The sequence below is a fragment of the Pseudomonas sp. FEMGT703P genome (assembly GCF_002786345.1).
In the GTDB taxonomy this organism is placed as follows: Bacteria; Pseudomonadota; Gammaproteobacteria; order Pseudomonadales; family Pseudomonadaceae; genus Aquipseudomonas; species Aquipseudomonas peli.
On record NZ_PGCM01000005.1, the window covers coordinates 1,118,240 to 1,136,662 of the forward strand.

General features: G+C 57.6%; 14 protein-coding genes. All 14 read left to right on the forward strand.

The genetic code is table 11. The annotated features are described in order from the left end of the window. The first annotated feature begins 16 nt into the window (after nucleotides 1-16). The 14 genes from gyrA (at nucleotide 17) to CUR33_RS09115 (ending at nucleotide 18,372) form a co-directional block, all read left to right on the forward strand. Entirely contained in the window at nucleotides 17-2,785 is a 2,769-nt protein-coding gene (gene gyrA, locus CUR33_RS09050) for a DNA gyrase subunit A (RefSeq protein WP_289239363.1), read from the forward strand. A gap of 93 nt (nucleotides 2,786-2,878) precedes the next feature. Then, entirely contained in the window at nucleotides 2,879-3,964 is a 1,086-nt protein-coding gene (serC, locus tag CUR33_RS09055) for a 3-phosphoserine/phosphohydroxythreonine transaminase (protein WP_289239364.1), read from the forward strand. Then, nucleotides 3,964-5,070: a prephenate dehydratase gene (gene pheA, locus CUR33_RS09060; RefSeq protein ID WP_167141464.1), complete on the forward strand. Its 1,107-nt coding sequence runs from the start codon at nucleotides 3,964-3,966 to the stop codon at nucleotides 5,068-5,070. The genes serC and pheA overlap by 1 nt, the downstream gene beginning before the upstream one ends. A gap of 91 nt (nucleotides 5,071-5,161) precedes the next feature. Continuing rightward, complete coding sequence (gene hisC / locus CUR33_RS09065; RefSeq protein WP_289239365.1) at nucleotides 5,162-6,268, forward strand: histidinol-phosphate transaminase; 1,107 nt, start codon at nucleotides 5,162-5,164, stop codon at nucleotides 6,266-6,268. Continuing rightward, nucleotides 6,265-8,520, forward strand: coding sequence for a bifunctional prephenate dehydrogenase/3-phosphoshikimate 1-carboxyvinyltransferase (locus CUR33_RS09070; RefSeq protein WP_289239366.1), 2,256 nt, complete (start codon nucleotides 6,265-6,267; stop codon nucleotides 8,518-8,520). The genes hisC and CUR33_RS09070 overlap by 4 nt, the downstream gene beginning before the upstream one ends. Continuing rightward, nucleotides 8,517-9,203: a (d)CMP kinase gene (cmk, locus tag CUR33_RS09075; RefSeq protein ID WP_289239367.1), complete on the forward strand. Its 687-nt coding sequence runs from the start codon at nucleotides 8,517-8,519 to the stop codon at nucleotides 9,201-9,203. The genes CUR33_RS09070 and cmk overlap by 4 nt, the downstream gene beginning before the upstream one ends. Nucleotides 9,204-9,355: 152 nt before the next feature. Continuing rightward, on the forward strand, nucleotides 9,356-11,047 hold the full coding sequence (gene rpsA, locus CUR33_RS09080) for a 30S ribosomal protein S1 (protein ID WP_160085003.1): 1,692 nt from the start codon (nucleotides 9,356-9,358) through the stop codon (nucleotides 11,045-11,047). A gap of 152 nt (nucleotides 11,048-11,199) precedes the next feature. Beyond that, nucleotides 11,200-11,484, forward strand: a complete 285-nt coding sequence (gene ihfB / locus CUR33_RS09085) for an integration host factor subunit beta (RefSeq protein ID WP_160085002.1) — start codon at nucleotides 11,200-11,202, stop codon at nucleotides 11,482-11,484. A 740-nt stretch (nucleotides 11,485-12,224) separates the two neighbouring features. Further along, a complete protein-coding gene (gene wbpA, locus CUR33_RS09090) occupies nucleotides 12,225-13,526 on the forward strand; it encodes a UDP-N-acetyl-D-glucosamine 6-dehydrogenase (RefSeq protein WP_289239525.1) in 1,302 nt (433 codons plus the stop codon). Between the two features lie 80 nt (nucleotides 13,527-13,606). Next, a complete protein-coding gene (locus tag CUR33_RS09095) occupies nucleotides 13,607-14,557 on the forward strand; it encodes a Gfo/Idh/MocA family protein (RefSeq protein WP_289239368.1) in 951 nt (316 codons plus the stop codon). Between the two features lie 3 nt (nucleotides 14,558-14,560). Beyond that, nucleotides 14,561-15,145 (forward strand): UDP-2-acetamido-3-amino-2,3-dideoxy-D-glucuronate N-acetyltransferase, encoded by a 585-nt coding sequence (wbpD, locus tag CUR33_RS09100; RefSeq protein WP_289239369.1) that lies wholly within the window; start codon nucleotides 14,561-14,563, stop codon nucleotides 15,143-15,145. Next, on the forward strand, nucleotides 15,142-16,233 hold the full coding sequence (locus CUR33_RS09105; RefSeq protein WP_289239370.1) for a DegT/DnrJ/EryC1/StrS family aminotransferase: 1,092 nt from the start codon (nucleotides 15,142-15,144) through the stop codon (nucleotides 16,231-16,233). The genes wbpD and CUR33_RS09105 overlap by 4 nt, the downstream gene beginning before the upstream one ends. 13 nt (nucleotides 16,234-16,246) lie before the next feature. Then, the gene (locus CUR33_RS09110; protein ID WP_282875418.1) at nucleotides 16,247-17,221 is read left to right on the forward strand and encodes an SDR family NAD(P)-dependent oxidoreductase; all 975 of its coding nucleotides are present in this window, start codon (nucleotides 16,247-16,249) and stop codon (nucleotides 17,219-17,221) included. 5 nt (nucleotides 17,222-17,226) lie between these two features. Further along, nucleotides 17,227-18,372 carry a DegT/DnrJ/EryC1/StrS family aminotransferase gene (locus CUR33_RS09115; RefSeq protein ID WP_289239371.1) on the forward strand — a complete coding sequence of 382 codons (1,146 nt, stop codon included), beginning with the start codon at nucleotides 17,227-17,229 and terminating at the stop codon, nucleotides 18,370-18,372. Nucleotides 18,373-18,423: the final 51 nt, after the last annotated feature.

An 18,423-nucleotide genomic window follows, 5' to 3' on the forward strand; every position in this document is an offset into this window, starting at 1 on the left:
AGGAACAAGGCTACTCATGGGCGAACTGGCCAAAGAAATCCTCCCGGTCAATATTGAAGACGAACTCAAGCAGTCTTACCTCGATTACGCGATGAGCGTAATTGTTGGGCGAGCGCTGCCGGATGCACGCGATGGCTTGAAGCCCGTGCACCGCCGTGTGCTGTTTGCCATGAGTGAGTTGGGCAACGACTGGAACAAGGCTTACAAGAAGTCCGCCCGTGTGGTCGGTGACGTCATCGGTAAGTACCACCCACACGGTGATACCGCGGTGTACGACACCATCGTCCGCATGGCGCAGCCATTCTCGCTGCGTTACCTGCTGGTCGACGGCCAGGGCAACTTCGGTTCGGTGGACGGCGATAACGCAGCCGCCATGCGATACACCGAAGTACGCATGACCAAGCTGGCCCATGAGCTGCTGGCTGACCTGCATAAAGAAACCGTGGATTGGGTGCCGAACTACGACGGCACCGAGATGATCCCGGCGGTTATGCCGACCAAGATCCCCAACCTGTTGGTCAACGGCTCCAGCGGTATCGCCGTGGGCATGGCCACCAATATTCCGCCGCACAACCTCACGGAAGTGATCAATGGTTGTTTGGCGCTGATCGACAACGGCGAGCTGACTGTCGATGAGCTGATGCAATACATCCCAGGTCCGGACTTCCCGACAGCAGCGATCATCAACGGTCGCGCCGGCATCATCGAGGCCTACCGCACCGGCCGTGGCCGCATCTATATGCGCGCCCGGGCGATTATCGAAGACATCGACAAGGTCGGTGGCCGCCAGCAGATCATCGTCAGCGAGCTGCCGTATCAGCTGAACAAGGCGCGCCTGATCGAGAAAATCGCCGAGCTGGTTAAAGAGAAGAAGCTCGAAGGCATTACTGAGCTGCGTGATGAGTCTGACAAGGACGGCATGCGCATCGTCATCGAGCTGCGTCGTGGCGAAGTACCGGAAGTGGTGCTTAACAACCTCTACGCCCAGACCCAGATGCAGTGCGTGTTCGGTATCAACGTGGTGGCGCTGATCGACGGCCAGCCGAAGGTCCTTAACCTCAAGGACATGCTCGAAGCCTTTATTCTGCACCGCCGTGAAGTGGTCACCCGTCGCACCGTATTTGAGCTACGTAAGGCCCGTGAGCGTGGCCATATCCTTGAAGGCCAGGCGGTTGCCCTGTCCAACATCGACCCGGTCATCGCTCTGATCAAGGCCTCGCCGACCCCGGCCGAAGCCAAGCTGGCGCTGATCGCCACACCGTGGGAATCCAGTGCGGTGGAAACCATGGTCGAGCGCGCCGGTGCCGACGCCTGCCGTCCGGACGATCTTGATCCGCAGTACGGTCTGCGTGACGGCAAGTATTTTCTCTCGCCGGAACAAGCCCAGGCCATTCTCGAGCTGCGTCTGCACCGTTTGACCGGTCTTGAGCATGAAAAACTGCTGGCCGAATACCAGGAAATCCTCACCCAGATCGGCGAGCTGATCCGCATCCTCACCAGCGCCACGCGTCTGATGGAAGTGATCCGCGAAGAACTGGAAGCTGTCAAAGCCGAGTTCGGCGATGCGCGCCGCACCGAGATTCTCGACAACCGTCTGGACCTGAGCCTGGCTGACCTGATCACCGAAGAAGAGCGTGTGGTCACCATCTCCCACAGTGGTTATGCCAAGAGCCAGCCGCTGCATGCCTACCAGGCGCAGCGTCGTGGCGGTAAGGGTAAGTCGGCCACCGGCGTGAAGGATGAGGACTACATCGAGCACCTGTTGGTCGCCAACAGCCACGCCACGCTGTTGCTGTTCTCCAGCAAGGGTAAAGTGTACTGGCTGAAGACCTACGAAATTCCGGAGGCCTCGCGCGCCGCCCGTGGTCGTCCGCTGGTCAACCTGTTGCCGCTGGACGACGGCGAGCGCATTACCGCCATGCTCCAGGTCGACCTGGAAGCGCTGCGTCAGCAGGCGCCGGAAGGCGACGAGGCGGACGATATCGAAGGCGTAGTGGTCGAGGCTGAAGAAGTCGAAGACCTGGCCGAAGGCGATGACGCCGACGACGAGACCCCGGATGAACCGACCGGTGCCTACATCTTTATGGCTACGGCCAAAGGCACTGTGAAGAAGACGCCGCTGGTGCAGTTCAGCCGTCCGCGCAGCTCGGGCCTGATCGCCCTCAAGCTGGACGAAGATGACACCCTGATCTCCGCTGCCGTAACTGACGGCGCCCGCGAAGTGATGATGTTCTCCGACGGCGGAAAGGTGATTCGCTTCAAGGAAAGCAAGGTCCGCACCATGGGTCGTACCGCTCGCGGTGTGCGTGGTATGCGTCTGCCGGAAGGGCAGGAAATCATCTCCATGCTGATTCCTGAAGCCGACGCGCAGATTCTCACCGCTTCCGAACGTGGCTACGGTAAGCGCACCGCGATGGCCGAGTTCCCGCGTCGCGGTCGTGGCGGCCAGGGCGTAATCGCCATGGTCAGCAACGAGCGTAACGGCAAGTTGGTCGGCGCCGTGCAGGTGCTTGAAGGCGAGGAGATCATGCTGATTTCCGACCAGGGCACCCTGGTACGTACCCGTGTCAGCGAAGTCTCCAGCCTCGGTCGTAACACCCAGGGCGTGACCCTGATCAAGCTGGCCAAGGATGAAACCCTGGTGGGTCTTGAGCGTGTGCAGGAGCCTTCGGCGGAAGACGACGAAGAGCTGCTGGAAGGCGAAGAGGGTTTTGACGGCGCAGTTGCGGATGCAGGTGATGCACCCGAAGCCGCAGCTGACGAAAGCCCAATCAGCGAAGAGTGATCTGTCGGGGCGAGTGCGCTCGCCTCTGACGGCGTAGGATTTGGCGGCTGCTGGCACGCACCAGCCCGCCCACTATTTTGAGCGAGAGTGGATGTGAGCAAGCGAGCCTTTAACTTCTGCGCCGGCCCGGCCGCGCTTCCTGAAGCTGTTCTGCAACGCGCCCAGGCGGATCTCCTCGATTGGCAGGGTAAAGGCCTGTCGGTGATGGAGATGAGTCACCGCAGTGACGAATACACCGCTATCGCGGAAAAGGCCGAGCAGGATCTGCGCGACCTGATGGAGATCCCGTCCGACTACAAGGTGCTGTTCCTGCAGGGCGGGGCCAGCCAGCAGTTCGCTGAAATCCCGCTCAACCTGCTGCCGGAAGATGGCGTTGCCGACTATATCGACACCGGTATCTGGTCGAAGAAAAGCATCGAAGAAGCCAGCCGCTACGGCAACATCAATGTCGCCGCCAGCGCCAAGGCTTATGACTACTTCGCCATTCCTGGGCAGAACGAGTGGCAGCTGTCGAAAGACGCCGCCTACCTGCACTACGCCAGCAATGAAACCATTGGTGGCCTGCAGTTCGACTGGATTCCCGAAGTCGGTGACGTGCCGCTGGTTGCGGATATGTCTTCCGACATCCTTTCGCGCCCGATCGATGTGTCGAAGTTCGGCCTGATCTACGCCGGCGCGCAGAAGAACATCGGCCCCAGCGGCCTGGTGGTGACCATCGTCCGCGAAGACCTGCTCGGTCGTGCCCGCAGCGTCTGCCCGACCATGCTCAACTACAAGATCGCGGCCGATAACGGCTCGATGTACAACACCCCGGCGACCTTCTCTTGGTATCTGTCCGGCCTGGTGTTCGAGTGGCTGAAAGAGCAGGGCGGGGTGGCAGCCATGGAGCGGATCAACCGCGCCAAGAAAGATCTGCTGTACAAGGCCATCGATACCAGCGATTTCTACAGCAACCCGATTGCCCATAACGCCCGCTCTTGGATGAACGTGCCGTTCCGCCTGGCCGACGAGAAGCTGGATAAGCCGTTCCTCGCTGGTGCCGATGCGCGCGGCCTGCTCAACCTTAAGGGCCACCGTTCGGTCGGCGGCATGCGTGCCTCTATCTATAACGCCGTGGGCCTGGACGCCGTTGAAGCGCTGGTGGCCTATATGGCCGAGTTCGAGAAGGAGCACGGCTGATGACCGATCCAATTTCCGAGCAGGAACTGCAGGCCCTGCGTCTGCGCATCGACAACCTCGACGAGAAGATTCTCGCGCTGATCAGTGATCGCGCCAGCTGCGCCGAAGAAGTCGCGCGGGTGAAGATGAAGGCCCTGCCGGAAGGCGAGAAGCCGGTGTTCTATCGCCCAGAGCGCGAAGCTCAGGTGCTTAAACGCATCATGGAACGCAATCAGGGGCCGTTGGGCAACGAGGAAATGGCGCGGCTATTCCGCGAAATCATGTCCTCGTGTCTGGCCCTGGAAAATCCGCTCAAGGTGGCTTACCTCGGCCCGGAAGGTACGTTCTCCCAGGCTGCGGCGATGAAGCATTTCGGTCACGCAGTGATCAGCGTGCCGATGGCGGCTATCGATGAAGTTTTCCGCGAAGTGGCTGCCGGTGCAGTGAACTTCGGCGTGGTGCCAGTGGAGAACTCCACCGAAGGCGCAATCAACCACACCCTGGACAGCTTCCTCGAACACGACATGGTCATCTGTGGCGAAGTCGAGCTGCGCATTCACCACCACCTGCTGGTCGGTGAAACCACCAAGACCGACAAGATCACCCGTATCTATTCCCACGCCCAGTCCCTGGCGCAGTGCCGCAAGTGGTTGGACGCGCACTACCCGAATGTTGAGCGCGTGGCGGTGTCGAGCAACGCCGATGCAGCCAAACGGGTGAAGAGCGAGTGGAACAGCGCGGCGATTGCCGGCGATATGGCAGCCAGCCTGTACGGCCTGACCAAGCTGGCGGAGAAGATCGAAGACCGTCCGGATAACTCCACGCGCTTCCTAATCATCGGCAGCCAGGAAGTACCGCCGACTGGCGACGACAAGACCTCGGTCATCGTCTCCATGCGCAACAAGCCGGGTGCGCTGCATGAGCTGCTGGTGCCGTTCCACAACAACGGCATCGACCTGACCCGCATCGAAACCCGCCCGTCGCGCAGCGGCAAGTGGACCTACGTGTTCTTTATCGACTTCGTTGGTCACCACCGCGACCCGCTGATCAAGGACGTGCTGGAAAAGATCAATCAGGAAGCCGTGGCGCTCAAGGTGCTGGGTTCCTACCCGAAAGCGGTACTTTAAAACTGCTGCGGCACGCCTCAGGTCTCAAGCTACACGCGCATCGACGCCGGGCTGTACTTGGGGCTTGCGGCTTTAAGCGTGAGGCTTTGCTATGACCGATTTCCTCGCCCTGGCCCAGCCAGGCGTACAGCAGCTGTCGCCCTATGTGCCGGGCAAGCCGGTGGATGAGCTGGCCCGTGAGCTGGATCTGGACCCGGCCAGCATCGTCAAGCTGGCCAGCAACGAGAATCCGCTGGGCCCAAGCCCTAAGGCGCTGGAAGCGATTCGCAGCGAGTTGGCCGAGCTGACCCGTTACCCCGATGGCAATGGTTTCGAGCTGAAAAGTCGCTTGGCTGCGCGCTGCGGCGTGCAGATCAATCAGGTCACCCTGGGCAATGGTTCCAACGACATTCTCGATCTGGTTGCCCGTGCCTATCTGGCGCCGGGTTTGAATGCAGTATTCAGCCAGTACGCCTTTGCCGTTTACCCCATCTCGACCCAGGCCGTAGGTGCCCAGGGCAAAGTGGTGCCGGCCAAGGACTACGGCCACGACCTGGAGGCTATGCTCGCGGCCATCGACGCCAATACGCGCGTGGTGTTTATCGCCAACCCGAACAACCCGACTGGCACCTGGTTCGGCCCCGACGCGCTGGAGCGCTTTCTCGCTCGCGTACCCGGCAATGTGCTGGTGGTTCTGGATGAGGCTTATATCGAGTTCGCCGAAGGTGATGAGCTGCCGGACGGCCTCAAGTATCTGGCGCGCTATGACAACCTGCTGGTCTCGCGCACTTTCTCCAAGGCCTATGGCCTGGCGGCGCTGCGCGTTGGCTATGCGCTCAGCTCGGCACAGATTGCTGATGTGCTCAACCGTGTGCGCCAGCCGTTCAACGTCAACAGTCTGGCCCTGGCCGCCGCTTGTGCGGCGCTGGATGATGCCGATTACCTGGCGCAAAGCCGTCAGCTCAATGACGCCGGCATGGCGCAGCTGGAAGCAGGCTTGCGCGAGTTGGGCCTGAGCTGGATCCCGTCGAAAGGCAACTTTATTGCCGTGGACTTTGGTCGTGATACCGCTGCGATCAACCAGGCGCTGCTGCGTGCTGGGGTGATCGTGCGCCCAGTGGCCGGTTACGGCATGCCAAATTTCCTGCGCGTTTCGATTGGTTTGCCTGCTGAAAACGCGCGCTTCCTTGACGCCCTGGCCAAGGTGCTGAACGCGTGAGTGAAGCCAACTCTGCTGTCACTCAGGTGCAACCTGCCGCCCCTAAGCTCGGCCGCCTGGTGGTTATTGGCCTGGGCCTGATTGGCGGCTCTTTCGCCAAGGGTTTGCGTGAGCGCGGCCTGTGCCGCGAAGTGATAGGTGTCGATCTCGATCCCGAGTCGCGCCGGTTGGCGGTTGAGCTGGGTGTGGTCGATCGCTGTGAGATCGATCTGGCTGCCGCCTGTCAGGGTGCCGATATTATCCAGCTGGCGGTGCCTATCCTGGCCATGGAAAAGCTGCTCACAGAGCTGGCTAAACTTGACCTGGGTACGACGGTGCTCACCGATGTGGGCAGCGCCAAGGGCAATGTGGTTCGCGCTGCGCGCCTGGCCTTTACCGGTAAATCGGTGCGGTTTGTTCCGGGCCATCCGATTGCCGGCTCCGAGCAGAGCGGGGTGGAAGCGTCCAATGCGCAGCTGTTCCGCCGCCATAAGGTCATCCTCACGCCCTGCGAGCAGAGCGATGATGCGGCTCTGGCGCTGGTCGATGCGCTGTGGCGCGAGCTGGGCGCGGATGTTGAGCATATGGAGGTCGAGCATCACGATCAGGTGCTGGCCGCGACCAGTCACCTGCCGCATTTGCTGGCCTTTACTCTGGTTGACTCGCTGGCCAAGCGCAGTGAGAACCTGGAGATCTTTCGTTACGCCGCCGGCGGTTTTCGCGACTTCACGCGGATCGCCGGCAGTGATCCGGTCATGTGGCATGACATCTTCCTCGCCAATCGCGAGGCGGTGCTGCGCACGCTGGACGTATTTCGCGACGACCTCGACGCCTTGCGCGACGCGGTCGACGCTGGGGATGGGCATCAATTGCTGGGCGTATTCACCCGCGCCCGCGTGGCCCGTGAGCATTTCGGCAAAATTTTGGCCCGTAGGGCCTATGTGGACGCTATGCACTCGAACGATCTGGTTTTTCTGGCTAACCCTGGCGGCAAACTCTCCGGGCGTATTCGCGTTCCGGGCGACAAGTCCATCTCTCACCGTTCGATCATGCTCGGCTCGCTGGCTGAAGGCACCACGCATGTCGAAGGCTTTCTGGAAGGTGAGGACGCCCTGGCAACGCTACAAGCGTTCCGTGACATGGGGGTGGTCATCGAAGGCCCGCATCATGGCCGAGTGACCATTCACGGCGTGGGTCTGAATGGTCTGAAGGCGCCGGCCGGTCCGCTGTATATGGGCAACTCTGGCACCTCGATGCGCTTGCTCTCGGGTTTGTTGGCAGCGCAACCGTTTGACACCACGCTGACCGGTGATGCCTCGCTGTCCAAGCGGCCGATGAACCGTGTCGCCAAGCCGCTGCGCGAAATGGGCGCAGTGATCGAAACAGGCCCGGATGGTCGCCCGCCACTTATGATCAAAGGCGGCCAGCGCCTGACCGGTATGGATTACGAAATGCCCATGGCCAGTGCTCAGGTTAAATCCTGCCTGCTTCTTGCTGGGCTTTACGCCGCCGGAACCACCTCAGTGACTGAGCCTGCGCCTACCCGCGACCACACTGAGCGCATGCTGCGCGGCTTTGGCTATCCGGTAACCGTGGATGGCAGTACTGCCAGCGTTGAATCAGGCCATAAGCTGACCGCGACCCATATCGAAGTGCCTGCAGATATCTCCTCGGCAGCATTCTTTCTGGTGGCCGGCAGCATTGCCGAAGACTCGGAGCTGGTGCTTGAGCACGTAGGCATCAACCCGACCCGTACTGGCGTCATCGATATCCTCAAGCTGATGGGCGGCGACATCACCCTGGAAAACCAACGTGAAGTCGGCGGCGAGACCGTGGCTGATATTCGCGTGCGCAGCGCCAAGCTCAAAGGTATTGATATCCCCGAAGACCTGGTGCCCCTAGCTATTGATGAGTTCCCGGTGCTGTTTGTTGCTGCGTCGGTGGCTGAAGGTCGTACTGTGCTGCGTGGCGCCGAAGAGCTGCGGGTCAAGGAATCCGACCGGATTCAGGTGATGGCTGATGGTTTGATTGCTCTGGGCGTCAAGGCCGAGCCAACGCCAGATGGCATTATCATTGAGGGCGGCAGCATCGGTGGTGGCGAAGTCTGGGCGCACGGCGATCACCGCATCGCCATGTCGTTCAGCGTGGCGTCGTTGCGCGCCACTGCGCCGATCCGCATCCATGATTGCGCCAACGTTGCCACTTCGTTCCCTAACTTCCTCGCGCTGTCGGCTCAGGTTGGCATTCGTGTGGCCGAGGAGGGCAAGGCATGATCGTCGCGCCGGTTGTCACCATCGACGGGCCGAGCGGCTCGGGCAAGGGCACCATTGCTGGCCTGCTGGCCAAACAACTAGGCTGGAATCTGTTGGACTCGGGCGCGCTGTATCGCCTGCTGGCCTTTGCCGCCGGTAATCACGGCGTTGATCTGACCAACGAAGAAGCAATGAAACTGCTCGCTGCTCATCTGGATGTGCAATTTATTGCTGCGGGCGATGGCCATGGTCAGCGCATCATTCTTGAGGGCGAAGAGGTCACTGATCTCATCCGCAATGAGCAGGTTGGGGCCGGTGCTTCGCAGGTGGCCTCGCTCTCTGCCGTGCGTGAAGCACTGCTGCAGCGTCAGCAGGCCTTCCAAGAAATGCCAGGACTGGTTGCCGATGGCCGCGATATGGGCACTGTGGTGTTTCCGGATGCGCCGCTGAAGATTTTCCTCACCGCCAGCGCCGAGGAGCGTGCCCGTCGCCGTTACTTGCAGTTGAAGGCTAAGGGCGATGATGTTAACCTCACGAGTCTTCTTGATGAGATTCAGGCGCGCGATGAGCGCGATACCCAGCGTGCAGTGGCTCCGCTCAAGCCGGCAGCCGATGCGATCCAGCTGGATTCCACTGAACTCTCCATCGAACAAGTGCTTGAACGAATTCTGAGTGAAGTCGCCAATCGCGATCTCGCCGGATGATAAGAGCCACAGCTGCTTTAAGCTGACCGGCTCGCAAGGAGGCGTACGGGAACCCAGTCCTAGTCCCGTTAGCCTCTTTTTAAATGAACGTACCCACATTGTCTGGAATGTGGTTTGGGCGGATTCCCTGCCCTGAATCAACAGGAATTAAAATGAGCGAAAGCTTTGCTGAACTGTTTGAAGAAAGCCTAAAAACCCTGAATCTTCAGGCTGGCTCGATCATCACCGCTATCATCGTCGACATCGATTACCAAGCTGGTTGGGTAACCGTTCACGCTGGTTTGAAGTCTGAAGGCCTCATCCCGCTGGAACAGTTCCACAACGACGCTGGCGAGCTGACCATCAAGGTCGGTGACGAAGTTCACGTTGCCCTGGACGCGGTTGAAGATGGCTTTGGTGAAACCAAGCTGTCCCGCGAAAAAGCCAAACGTGCCGAGTGCTGGATCGTTCTGGAAGCAGCTTTCGCCGCTGAGGAAGTGGTTACGGGCGTTATCAACGGTAAGGTTAAGGGCGGCTTCACTGTCGACGTTAACGGCATCCGTGCGTTCCTCCCAGGTTCCTTGGTCGATGTCCGTCCGGTGCGTGATACCACTCACCTGGAAGGCAAAGAGCTCGAATTCAAAGTTATCAAGCTGGACCAGAAGCGCAACAACGTTGTCGTTTCCCGCCGCAGCGTGCTGGAAGCCGAGAACAGCGCCGAGCGCGAAGCTCTGCTGGAGTCCCTGCAGGAAGGTCAGCAAGTTAAAGGTATCGTCAAGAACCTCACCGACTACGGCGCGTTCGTGGATCTGGGTGGCGTCGACGGCCTGCTGCACATCACCGACATGGCTTGGAAGCGCATCAAGCATCCGTCTGAAATCGTCAACGTTGGCGATGAAATCGACGTCAAGATCCTCAAGTACGATCGCGAGCGCAATCGTGTTTCCCTCGGCCTCAAGCAGCTGGGCGAAGATCCATGGGTTGCCATCAAGGCGCGTTACCCGCAGGACACTCGTGTTACTGCGCGCGTAACCAACCTGACCGACTACGGCTGCTTCGCAGAGCTGGAAGAAGGCGTGGAAGGCCTGGTGCACGTATCCGAAATGGATTGGACCAACAAAAACATCCATCCTTCGAAAGTCGTTAACGTCGGCGACGAAGTGGAAGTTATGGTTCTGGATATCGACGAAGAGCGTCGTCGTATCTCCCTGGGTATCAAGCAGTGCAAAACTAACCCGTGGGAAGATTTCTCCGGTCAGTTCAACAAGGGCGACAAAATCTCCGGCACAATCAAGTCGATCACCGATTTCGGTATCTTCATTGGTCTGGATGGCGGCATCGACGGCCTCGTTCACCTGTCCGACATCTCCTGGAACGAAGTAGGCGAAGAAGCTGTACGCCGCTTCAAGAAAGGCGACGAGCTGGAAACCGTTATCCTCTCCGTTGATCCGGAGCGTGAGCGCATTTCCCTCGGCATCAAGCAGCTGGAAGAAGATCCGTTCTCCGACTACGTTGCTGTTAACGATAAAGGCACCATCGTGCGCGGTATCGTTAAAGAAGTTGACGCCAAAGGCGCCATCATCACCCTGGCCGACGGCATCGAAGCCACTCTGAAAGCCTCCGAAATCAGCCGTGACCGCGTTGAAGACGCGCGCAACGTCCTGAAAGAAGGCGAAGAAGTCGAAGCTAAAATCATCAGCGTTGACCGTAAGAGCCGCGTAATCAGCTTGTCGGTTAAGTCGAAAGACGTTGAAGACGAAAAAGAAGCTATCAAAGAAATGCGTACTAAGCAGGACGAAGTTGCTTCTGCTGGTCCGACCACCATCGGTGATCTGATCCGTGCGCAAATGGAAAACCAGAACTAAGTTCAGGTGATCCAGAAAAAGGGCGACTTCGGTCGTCCTTTTTTGTGCCTAAAAATCGCTAAGGTGTTGTTTTATAGGCTGTTCAAATCTGACGAGGCGTGCTAAAACCTTTTTATCTAGTGATCTAGCCGCTTGAAAAAGAAGGGAAAACCATGACCAAGTCGGAGTTGATCGAGCGCATCGTCACCCATCAGGGGCAGCTCTCGTCGAAGGATGTTGAGTTGGCGATCAAGACCATGCTGGAGCAGATGTCTCAGGCATTGTCCACTGGCGATCGGATTGAGATCCGTGGTTTTGGCAGCTTCTCACTGCATTATCGCGCGCCGCGCGTCGGGCGTAACCCCAAGACGGGTGACTCGGTCACGCTGGATGGCAAGTTTGTTCCACATTTCAAGCCAGGGAAAGAGCTGCGTGATCGAGTAAATGAAGACGAGTAGGGCGCTAGGGCAGGCCGAACTCAGCTTTTCACCTGAGTCCTTTGAGCAACGCAATATGATGCCAATCTAGGCTGATTCCGAGTTTTTCTCATGGCATAATATTCCCCTTTGATGTATGCGCGCAGTGCGTTTCTGCTGTTTTCTATCGATCGGTTATGGATGTTGCCGCTCCGAGTTAATGGATTAGCTGACGTGTTTATTCCCTTTTTGTTTCTCTCATCATTGAGCTGTGCCAGATGTGCGGGCGTTATCATGGCTGCATGTAATTTCTGGCAGCAGTGTGTTGATCGATTGCGGGTGTTAAATTCATTATCTTCGCCCTGGTAAGGGCAATAGATGCAAGCAAGCTCACTGTTGAGCTTGCTTTTTTGTATTTTCCGGGTGCGTGCGGCCGCCATGACCTGCTATTTGTGGGTTAACCGTGGTGTGGCTTGTGGTTACCGTTAAGTCCAGCACTGTACTCGTAGGGCAGATTTAAGGAAATTGACGGGCTGCGCTATGTCATTTGTGTTCGAGTGCATACCATAAGCGGCTACACGACCCTTTCGACTAGAGCGGGTCGGTGAGGTTGCCGTCGGGTGGGCACAGCCAACCGCGATTTGTTTCATTCACAGGTGATTCTGCGGTCAAGCATGAGTTAGCTAATGTTTTTTGTAAGCATTGCAGCGACAGTATCGCCGTTGTTTGGAAAGCGGTTTTTTAAGTATTGAAAATGGAGTGTGATTGTGAAAGCTGATTCGCTGCAGGCGTGTATCGATAAATTCAAAAGTAGGGAAGCAGTTATTGGGATCGTTGGTCTCGGTTATGTTGGTCTGCCGTTGATGCTTCGTTTTAACGCGATTGGCTTTCGCGTTCTAGGGATCGACATTGATACTGGCAAAGTCGAGAAACTCAATGCGGGCCGTAGTTATATCGAGCATATAGCCTGTGAACATGTTGCCAGGGCACGCAACTCTGGCTTCGAGGCGACTAGCGATTTTCGTCGTGCTAGCGAGTGTGATGCGCTCATCCTTTGTGTGCCGACACCACTAAATAAGTATCGCGAGCCAGACATGAGCTTCGTGATCGATACTACGAACGCAATCAAACCGTACCTTCGTGCAGGCCAGATCGTATCGCTTGAGAGCACTACTTATCCGGGTACTACCGAGGAGGAGTTGCTGCCACGTGTGCAAGAAAATGGTTTGGTGGTGGGCGAAAATATCTACCTAGTCTATTCACCAGAGCGCGAAGACCCGGGTAATCCAGACTTCGAGACTCGTACTATTCCTAAGGTTATCGGTGGGCACACTGCTAATTGTCTGCAAGTTGGTATCGCGCTCTATGAGCAGGCAATAGATCAGGTTGTGCCAGTTAGCTCGACCAAGGCCGCTGAGATGACCAAGCTGTTGGAGAATATTCACCGAGCTGTGAACATCGGCCTGGTCAACGAAATGAAAGTTGTCGCTGACCGAATGGGTATCGACATCTTCGAGGTAGTGGATGCCGCGGCGACCAAACCATTCGGCTTCACCGCCTACTATCCTGGCCCCGGCCTGGGTGGTCACTGCATCCCGATCGATCCCTTCTACCTGACCTGGAAGGCTCGGGAGTATGGCTTGCACACCCGCTTCATCGAGCTATCTGGCGAGGTCAATCAGGCTATGCCCGAATACGTGGTGGGCAAGCTCATGGACGGTCTCAATGATCGCAGTCGGGCTCTCAAGGGCAGTCGCGTTCTGGTGCTTGGTATCGCTTATAAAAAGAACGTCGATGACATGCGCGAATCGCCTTCGGTGGAAATCATGGAGCTGATTGAGGCCAAAGGTGGCATTGTCGCCTACAGCGATCCGCACGTGCCAGTGTTCCCCAAGATGCGTGAGCATCATTTTGAACTCTCAAGTGAACTCATTTCCGCTGAAAATATAGCCTCGTTCGACGCCGTGGTACTGGCAACCGATCACGAAAAATTCGACTATCCCCTGATTCAGGCGCATGCACGCCTTATTGTCGATAGTCGAGGCAAGTATCGAGCGCCGCAGGCGAACGTCATCAAGGCCTAAGTGTTTTTGTAAGGGGGCAGTGCGCTGGACGGAAGTCGTCCAGCGCACTGCCCCTAGCCCAACTGTTAACGAGTGACAACATGAAACGATTCGCCCTTATCGGCGCTGCCGGTTATATCGCACCGCGCCACATGCGTGCCATCAAGGATACCGGCAACGAGCTCGCTTGTGCCTACGATATCAATGATTCGGTAGGTGTTATCGATAGCCTTTCGCCGCAGAGCGAGTTCTTCACCGAGTTCGAACGTTTCTACGATCATGCCTGGCGCCTGAAGCGCGATCCGGCTACCGCCCTAAATATTGTGTCGATCTGCTCGCCCAACTACTTGCACCACGCGCATATCAACGCAGGTCTGCGTCTGGGTTGTGATGTGGTCTGCGAAAAGCCGCTGGTGCCAAGCGCCGCGATGCTCGACGACCTTCTTCTCACTGAGAAGGAGACTGGTCGTCGTCTGTACAACATCCTGCAGTTGCGCCACCACCAGGCGATCATAGATCTGAAACAGCTGGTCGAAGCTGGCAAGCAGGATCACAAGCACGACGTCGAGCTGACTTACATCACCAGCCGCGGCAAGTGGTACATGGAAAGTTGGAAGGGCGACCCGCGAAAATCCTTCGGCGTAGCCACCAATATCGGTGTGCATTTTTACGACATGCTGCACTTCATCTTCGGCAAACTGCAGCGCAATGTCGTGCATTACGTCAACGAATCCAAAGCAGCGGGCTACCTAGAGTACGAGAGCGCGCGGGTGCGCTGGTTCCTCTCCATCGACGCCGACGACTTGCCTGACTCGGTCAAAGGTAAAAAACCGACCTATCGTTCGATCACCTGTGATGGTGCCGAAATCGAGTTCTCCGAGGGCTTTACTGACCTGCATACCGTCAGCTACCAGGCCATCCTCGATGGCAAGGGCTACGGCATCGAAGATGCACGGCACTGCGTGGAAACCGTCGAAACCATCCGCACCCTGGCGCTGAGTCGTGCCCAAGATGGCGAAGGGCACCCGTTCCTTGCTCGATTGCTGGGGTGAGCCATGAGCCATTACCAGCACCCTAGCGCCATCGTCGATGAGGGCGCACAAATTGGCGAAGGCTCGCGCGTCTGGCATTTCGTGCATGTCTGTGGCGGTGCACGTATTGGTCAGGGCGTGTCCCTGGGGCAGAACGTCTTCGTCGGCAACAAGGTCGTCATCGGTGACAACTGCAAGATCCAGAATAACGTATCGGTCTATGACGGTGTCACCCTGGAAGAAGGCGTGTTCTGCGGTCCAAGCATGGTCTTCACCAACGTCTACAACCCGCGCTCACTGATCGAGCGCAAGAGTGAGTACCGTGACACCCTTGTGAAGAAAGGCGCCACGCTCGGTGCCAATTGCACCATCGTCTGTGGTGCGTCCATCGGCGAGTTCGCCTTTGTCGGTGCCGGCGCGGTAATCAACAAGGACGTGCCTGCCTACGCGTTGATGGTCGGTGTGCCGGCCCGGCAGATTGGCTGGATGAGCGAGTTTGGCGAACAGCTGGAACTACCCCTGAAGGGAGAGGGTAGTACGCCTTGTATCCATACCGGTGCGTGTTACGTGCTGCGTGGCAATGTATTGAGCAAGGAGAACGTGGCGTGATCGAGTTCATCGACCTCAAGGCGCAGCAGGCGCTGATAAAGGAAAAAATCGACGCTGGTATCCAGCGCGTGCTGGGGCACGGTCAATACATCCTCGGCCCGGAAGTAAGTGAGTTGGAAGAAAAACTCGCGGCCTTTGTCGGCGCGAAATACTGCATTAGCGTTGCCAATGGCACTGATGCCCTTCAGATTGCCCTAATGGCGCTTGGTATCGGTCCGGGAGATGAAGTCATTACCCCTGGCTTCACCTACATCGCCACCGCCGAGACCGTTGCTCTGCTAGGTGCCAAACCGGTGTACGTGGATGTCGACCCGCGTACCTACAACCTTGATCCGCAATTACTCGAGGCGTCTATCACGCCGCGTACAAAGGCGATCATCCCAGTCTCGCTGTATGGCCAGTGCGCTGATTTCGATGCGATCAACGCCATTGCTGAGCGACACGGCATCCCGGTCATTGAGGACGCCGCGCAGAGCTTCGGTGCCACCTACAAGGGCAAGCGTTCGTGCAACCTGACGACCATCGCCTGCACTAGTTTCTTCCCCAGCAAGCCGTTGGGTTGTTATGGCGATGGCGGCGCGATCTTCACCAACGATGATGATCTAGCCAAGGTAATACGGCAGATAGCTCGGCATGGCCAGGATCGTCGTTATCATCATGTCCGTGTAGGCGTGAACAGTCGTCTGGACACTCTGCAGGCCGCGATTCTGTTGCCCAAGCTGGAAATCTTTGAGGCCGAGTTGGCGCTGCGTCAGCAGGTAGCCGCTGGTTATGCGCAGCTACTTGAGCAACAAGGCATAGCCGCACCCATTGTGGCGACAGGCAACACTTGTGCCTGGGCCCAGTACACCGTCCAAGTGGAAGCTCGCGACAGTGTGCAGGCAAAGCTCAAGGAAGCCGGAATTCCTACGGCCGTACACTATCCAATTCCGCTCAACCAGCAGCCGGCCGTCAAGGACGAGCATGCGTGCTTGCCAATAGGCGACACAATTGCCCGCAAGGTCATGAGCCTGCCGATGCATCCCTACCTCGGCGAAACCGAACAACAAGCGATCTGCGCCGCCCTGGCGGCCGCCATCCGTATCTAATGGAGTAACCGGCATGAAAGTTCAAGGTTCCAAGATTCTCGTCATCGGTGGTGCCGGGTTCATAGGCAGCTTCGTGGTTTCCGAGCTGCTCAAGGAGGGGGCCGGGCAGGTCGTCATTTATGACAACCTTGCCCGCGGCAAGCTAAGCAACATTGCTGAACAGCTCAAGGATCCTCGCTGCACCATGTACCCGAACGGTGGCGATATTCGCGAGATCGACTTGCTCAACGATGCTATGAAAGGCATGGACGGTGTGATCCACTTGGCCGCCATGTGGCTACTGCACTGCAAAGATTTCCCGCGTACTGCGTTCCACGTAAACATCGAAGGCACTTTTAACGTGCTCGAGGCTTGCGTGAACAACAACATCAAGCGCCTGGTTTATTCGTCTTCGGCATCGGTCTACGGCGATGCTGTGCAGGTGCCAATGACCGAAGATCACCCGTTCAACAACCGCAACTTCTACGGTGCCACCAAAATAGCCGGCGAAGCCATGTGCCACGCCTACCATGATCGCTTCGGTCTCAGCTATGTCGGTCTGCGCTACATGAACGTCTACGGCCCGCATCAGGACCAAACCGCAGCCTATACAGGCGTTATTCCGATCATGCTGAACAAGATCGACGCCAACGAGGGACCGGTTATCAATGGTGACGGTACCCAGGCATATGACTTCATCTATGTAGAGGACGTAGCCCGCTGCAACGTTGCAGCTCTGGAGTCGGAGGCTACTGATCAGTTCTATAACGTAGGTACTGGCGTGCAAACCAGCATCAAGCAACTGTGCGATAGCATTCTGGACCTGAAAGCATCTGACCTGAAAGTTGAGTACCGTCCTTACAGTGCTGACGATGCGCGTCGTATGGTGCAGAACCGCATTGGCTGTCCGAAGAAAGCGACCGAAGACCTTGGCTTCACCTACACCTACGAGCTACGGGAAGGCCTGCAAAAACTGATCGACTGGCGTGCTGAGCACGGGGCGGAGTGAGTGTGATGGAAAAACGCAATATCGCCATCTCGTTGCCCTGCACTGGCGAAGAAGAGTGGCAGGCTACTCGAGAGCCTTTGATGAGCGGTTGGCTGACCCAGGGGCCGAAGGTTGCTGCCTTTGAAAAAGCCTTTGCCGAGCGTCACCAGGTACCGCATGCCCTAGCCGTAACCTCCTGTACCACCGGCCTGCATTTGGCGCTTGCTGGTCTGGGGATCGGACCGGGTGACGAAGTCATCGTGCCGGCCTTCACCTGGGTTGCCACGGCAAACGTTGTCTTGTACTGCGGTGCAACGCCGGTCTTTATCGACGTCGATCCACAGACTTACAACCTGGATGTCGCGCAGATTACTGCCAAGGTGACCGACAGGACTCGTGCAGTGATTGCCGTGCACTTGTTTGGGCGCTGTGTGGACATGGACGCCCTGCGTGCTGGCCTGCCAGCTGATGTCGCTATCGTCGAAGACGCTGCTTGTGCAGCTGGTGCAAGTTGGAAGGGCAAGCCATCCGGTAGTTTGGGTGATGTTGCGGCGTTCTCCTTCCACCCTCGCAAATCGGTAACGACAGGTGAGGGCGGCATGGTCACTACGGCTGATGCCGAACTCGCTGAACGCATGAATCAACTGCGTAACCACGGTGCTACGTTGTCTGAAGAACAGCGGCATCACGGCCCGCGCCCTTATCTGTTGCCTGAATTCAACCTGTTGGGCTTCAACTACCGAATGACTGACCTGCAGGGTGCTGTTGGTCTGGTCCAGTTAGGCAAGCTTGATGGCTTTATTGATGAGCGTGCACGTTGGGCCGAGTACTATTGTGATCAACTGGCCGGCATCAACTGGTTGCGTCTGCCTACTGCCCCGCCAGGTGGGCGACACGGCTGGCAAGCCTTTGTCACGTATATTGACCCTGCCAAGGCACCAATGCCCCGTAACGACATGATGGAGATCTTACAGGCCAAGGGTATTTCAACCCGTCCTGGTACTCATGCTGTCCACATGCTGGCTTACTACCGTGATCGCTTTGGGTTCAATCCGGAAGACTTCCCAGGTGCGCGTGATTGCAATGATCACACCATGGCAATTCCGCTACACAACCGAATGACTGGTGAAGATTATGCTTATGTAGTCGCAGCGATCCGCCAGTTGGGCTAACGCTTATATTCCCTGGGTGTATGCCTGGGGCGCTAGTAAAGGTGATGAACC

Bases quoted from the DNA above. Each gene is read 5' to 3' on its own strand.
- gyrA (WP_289239363.1), top strand. From the start codon at position 17: ATGGGCGAACTGGCCAAAGAAATCCTCCCGGTCAATATTGAAGACGAA.
- pheA (WP_167141464.1), top strand. From the start codon at position 3,964: ATGACCGATCCAATTTCCGAGCAGGAACTGCAGGCCCTGCGTCTGCGC.
- hisC (WP_289239365.1), top strand. From the start codon at position 5,162: ATGACCGATTTCCTCGCCCTGGCCCAGCCAGGCGTACAGCAGCTGTCG.
- cmk (WP_289239367.1), top strand. From the start codon at position 8,517: ATGATCGTCGCGCCGGTTGTCACCATCGACGGGCCGAGCGGCTCGGGC.
- rpsA (WP_160085003.1), top strand. From the start codon at position 9,356: ATGAGCGAAAGCTTTGCTGAACTGTTTGAAGAAAGCCTAAAAACCCTG.
- ihfB (WP_160085002.1), top strand. From the start codon at position 11,200: ATGACCAAGTCGGAGTTGATCGAGCGCATCGTCACCCATCAGGGGCAG.
- CUR33_RS09095 (WP_289239368.1), top strand. From the start codon at position 13,607: ATGAAACGATTCGCCCTTATCGGCGCTGCCGGTTATATCGCACCGCGC.
- wbpD (WP_289239369.1), top strand. From the start codon at position 14,561: ATGAGCCATTACCAGCACCCTAGCGCCATCGTCGATGAGGGCGCACAA.
- CUR33_RS09110 (WP_282875418.1), top strand. From the start codon at position 16,247: ATGAAAGTTCAAGGTTCCAAGATTCTCGTCATCGGTGGTGCCGGGTTC.
- CUR33_RS09115 (WP_289239371.1), top strand. From the start codon at position 17,227: ATGGAAAAACGCAATATCGCCATCTCGTTGCCCTGCACTGGCGAAGAA.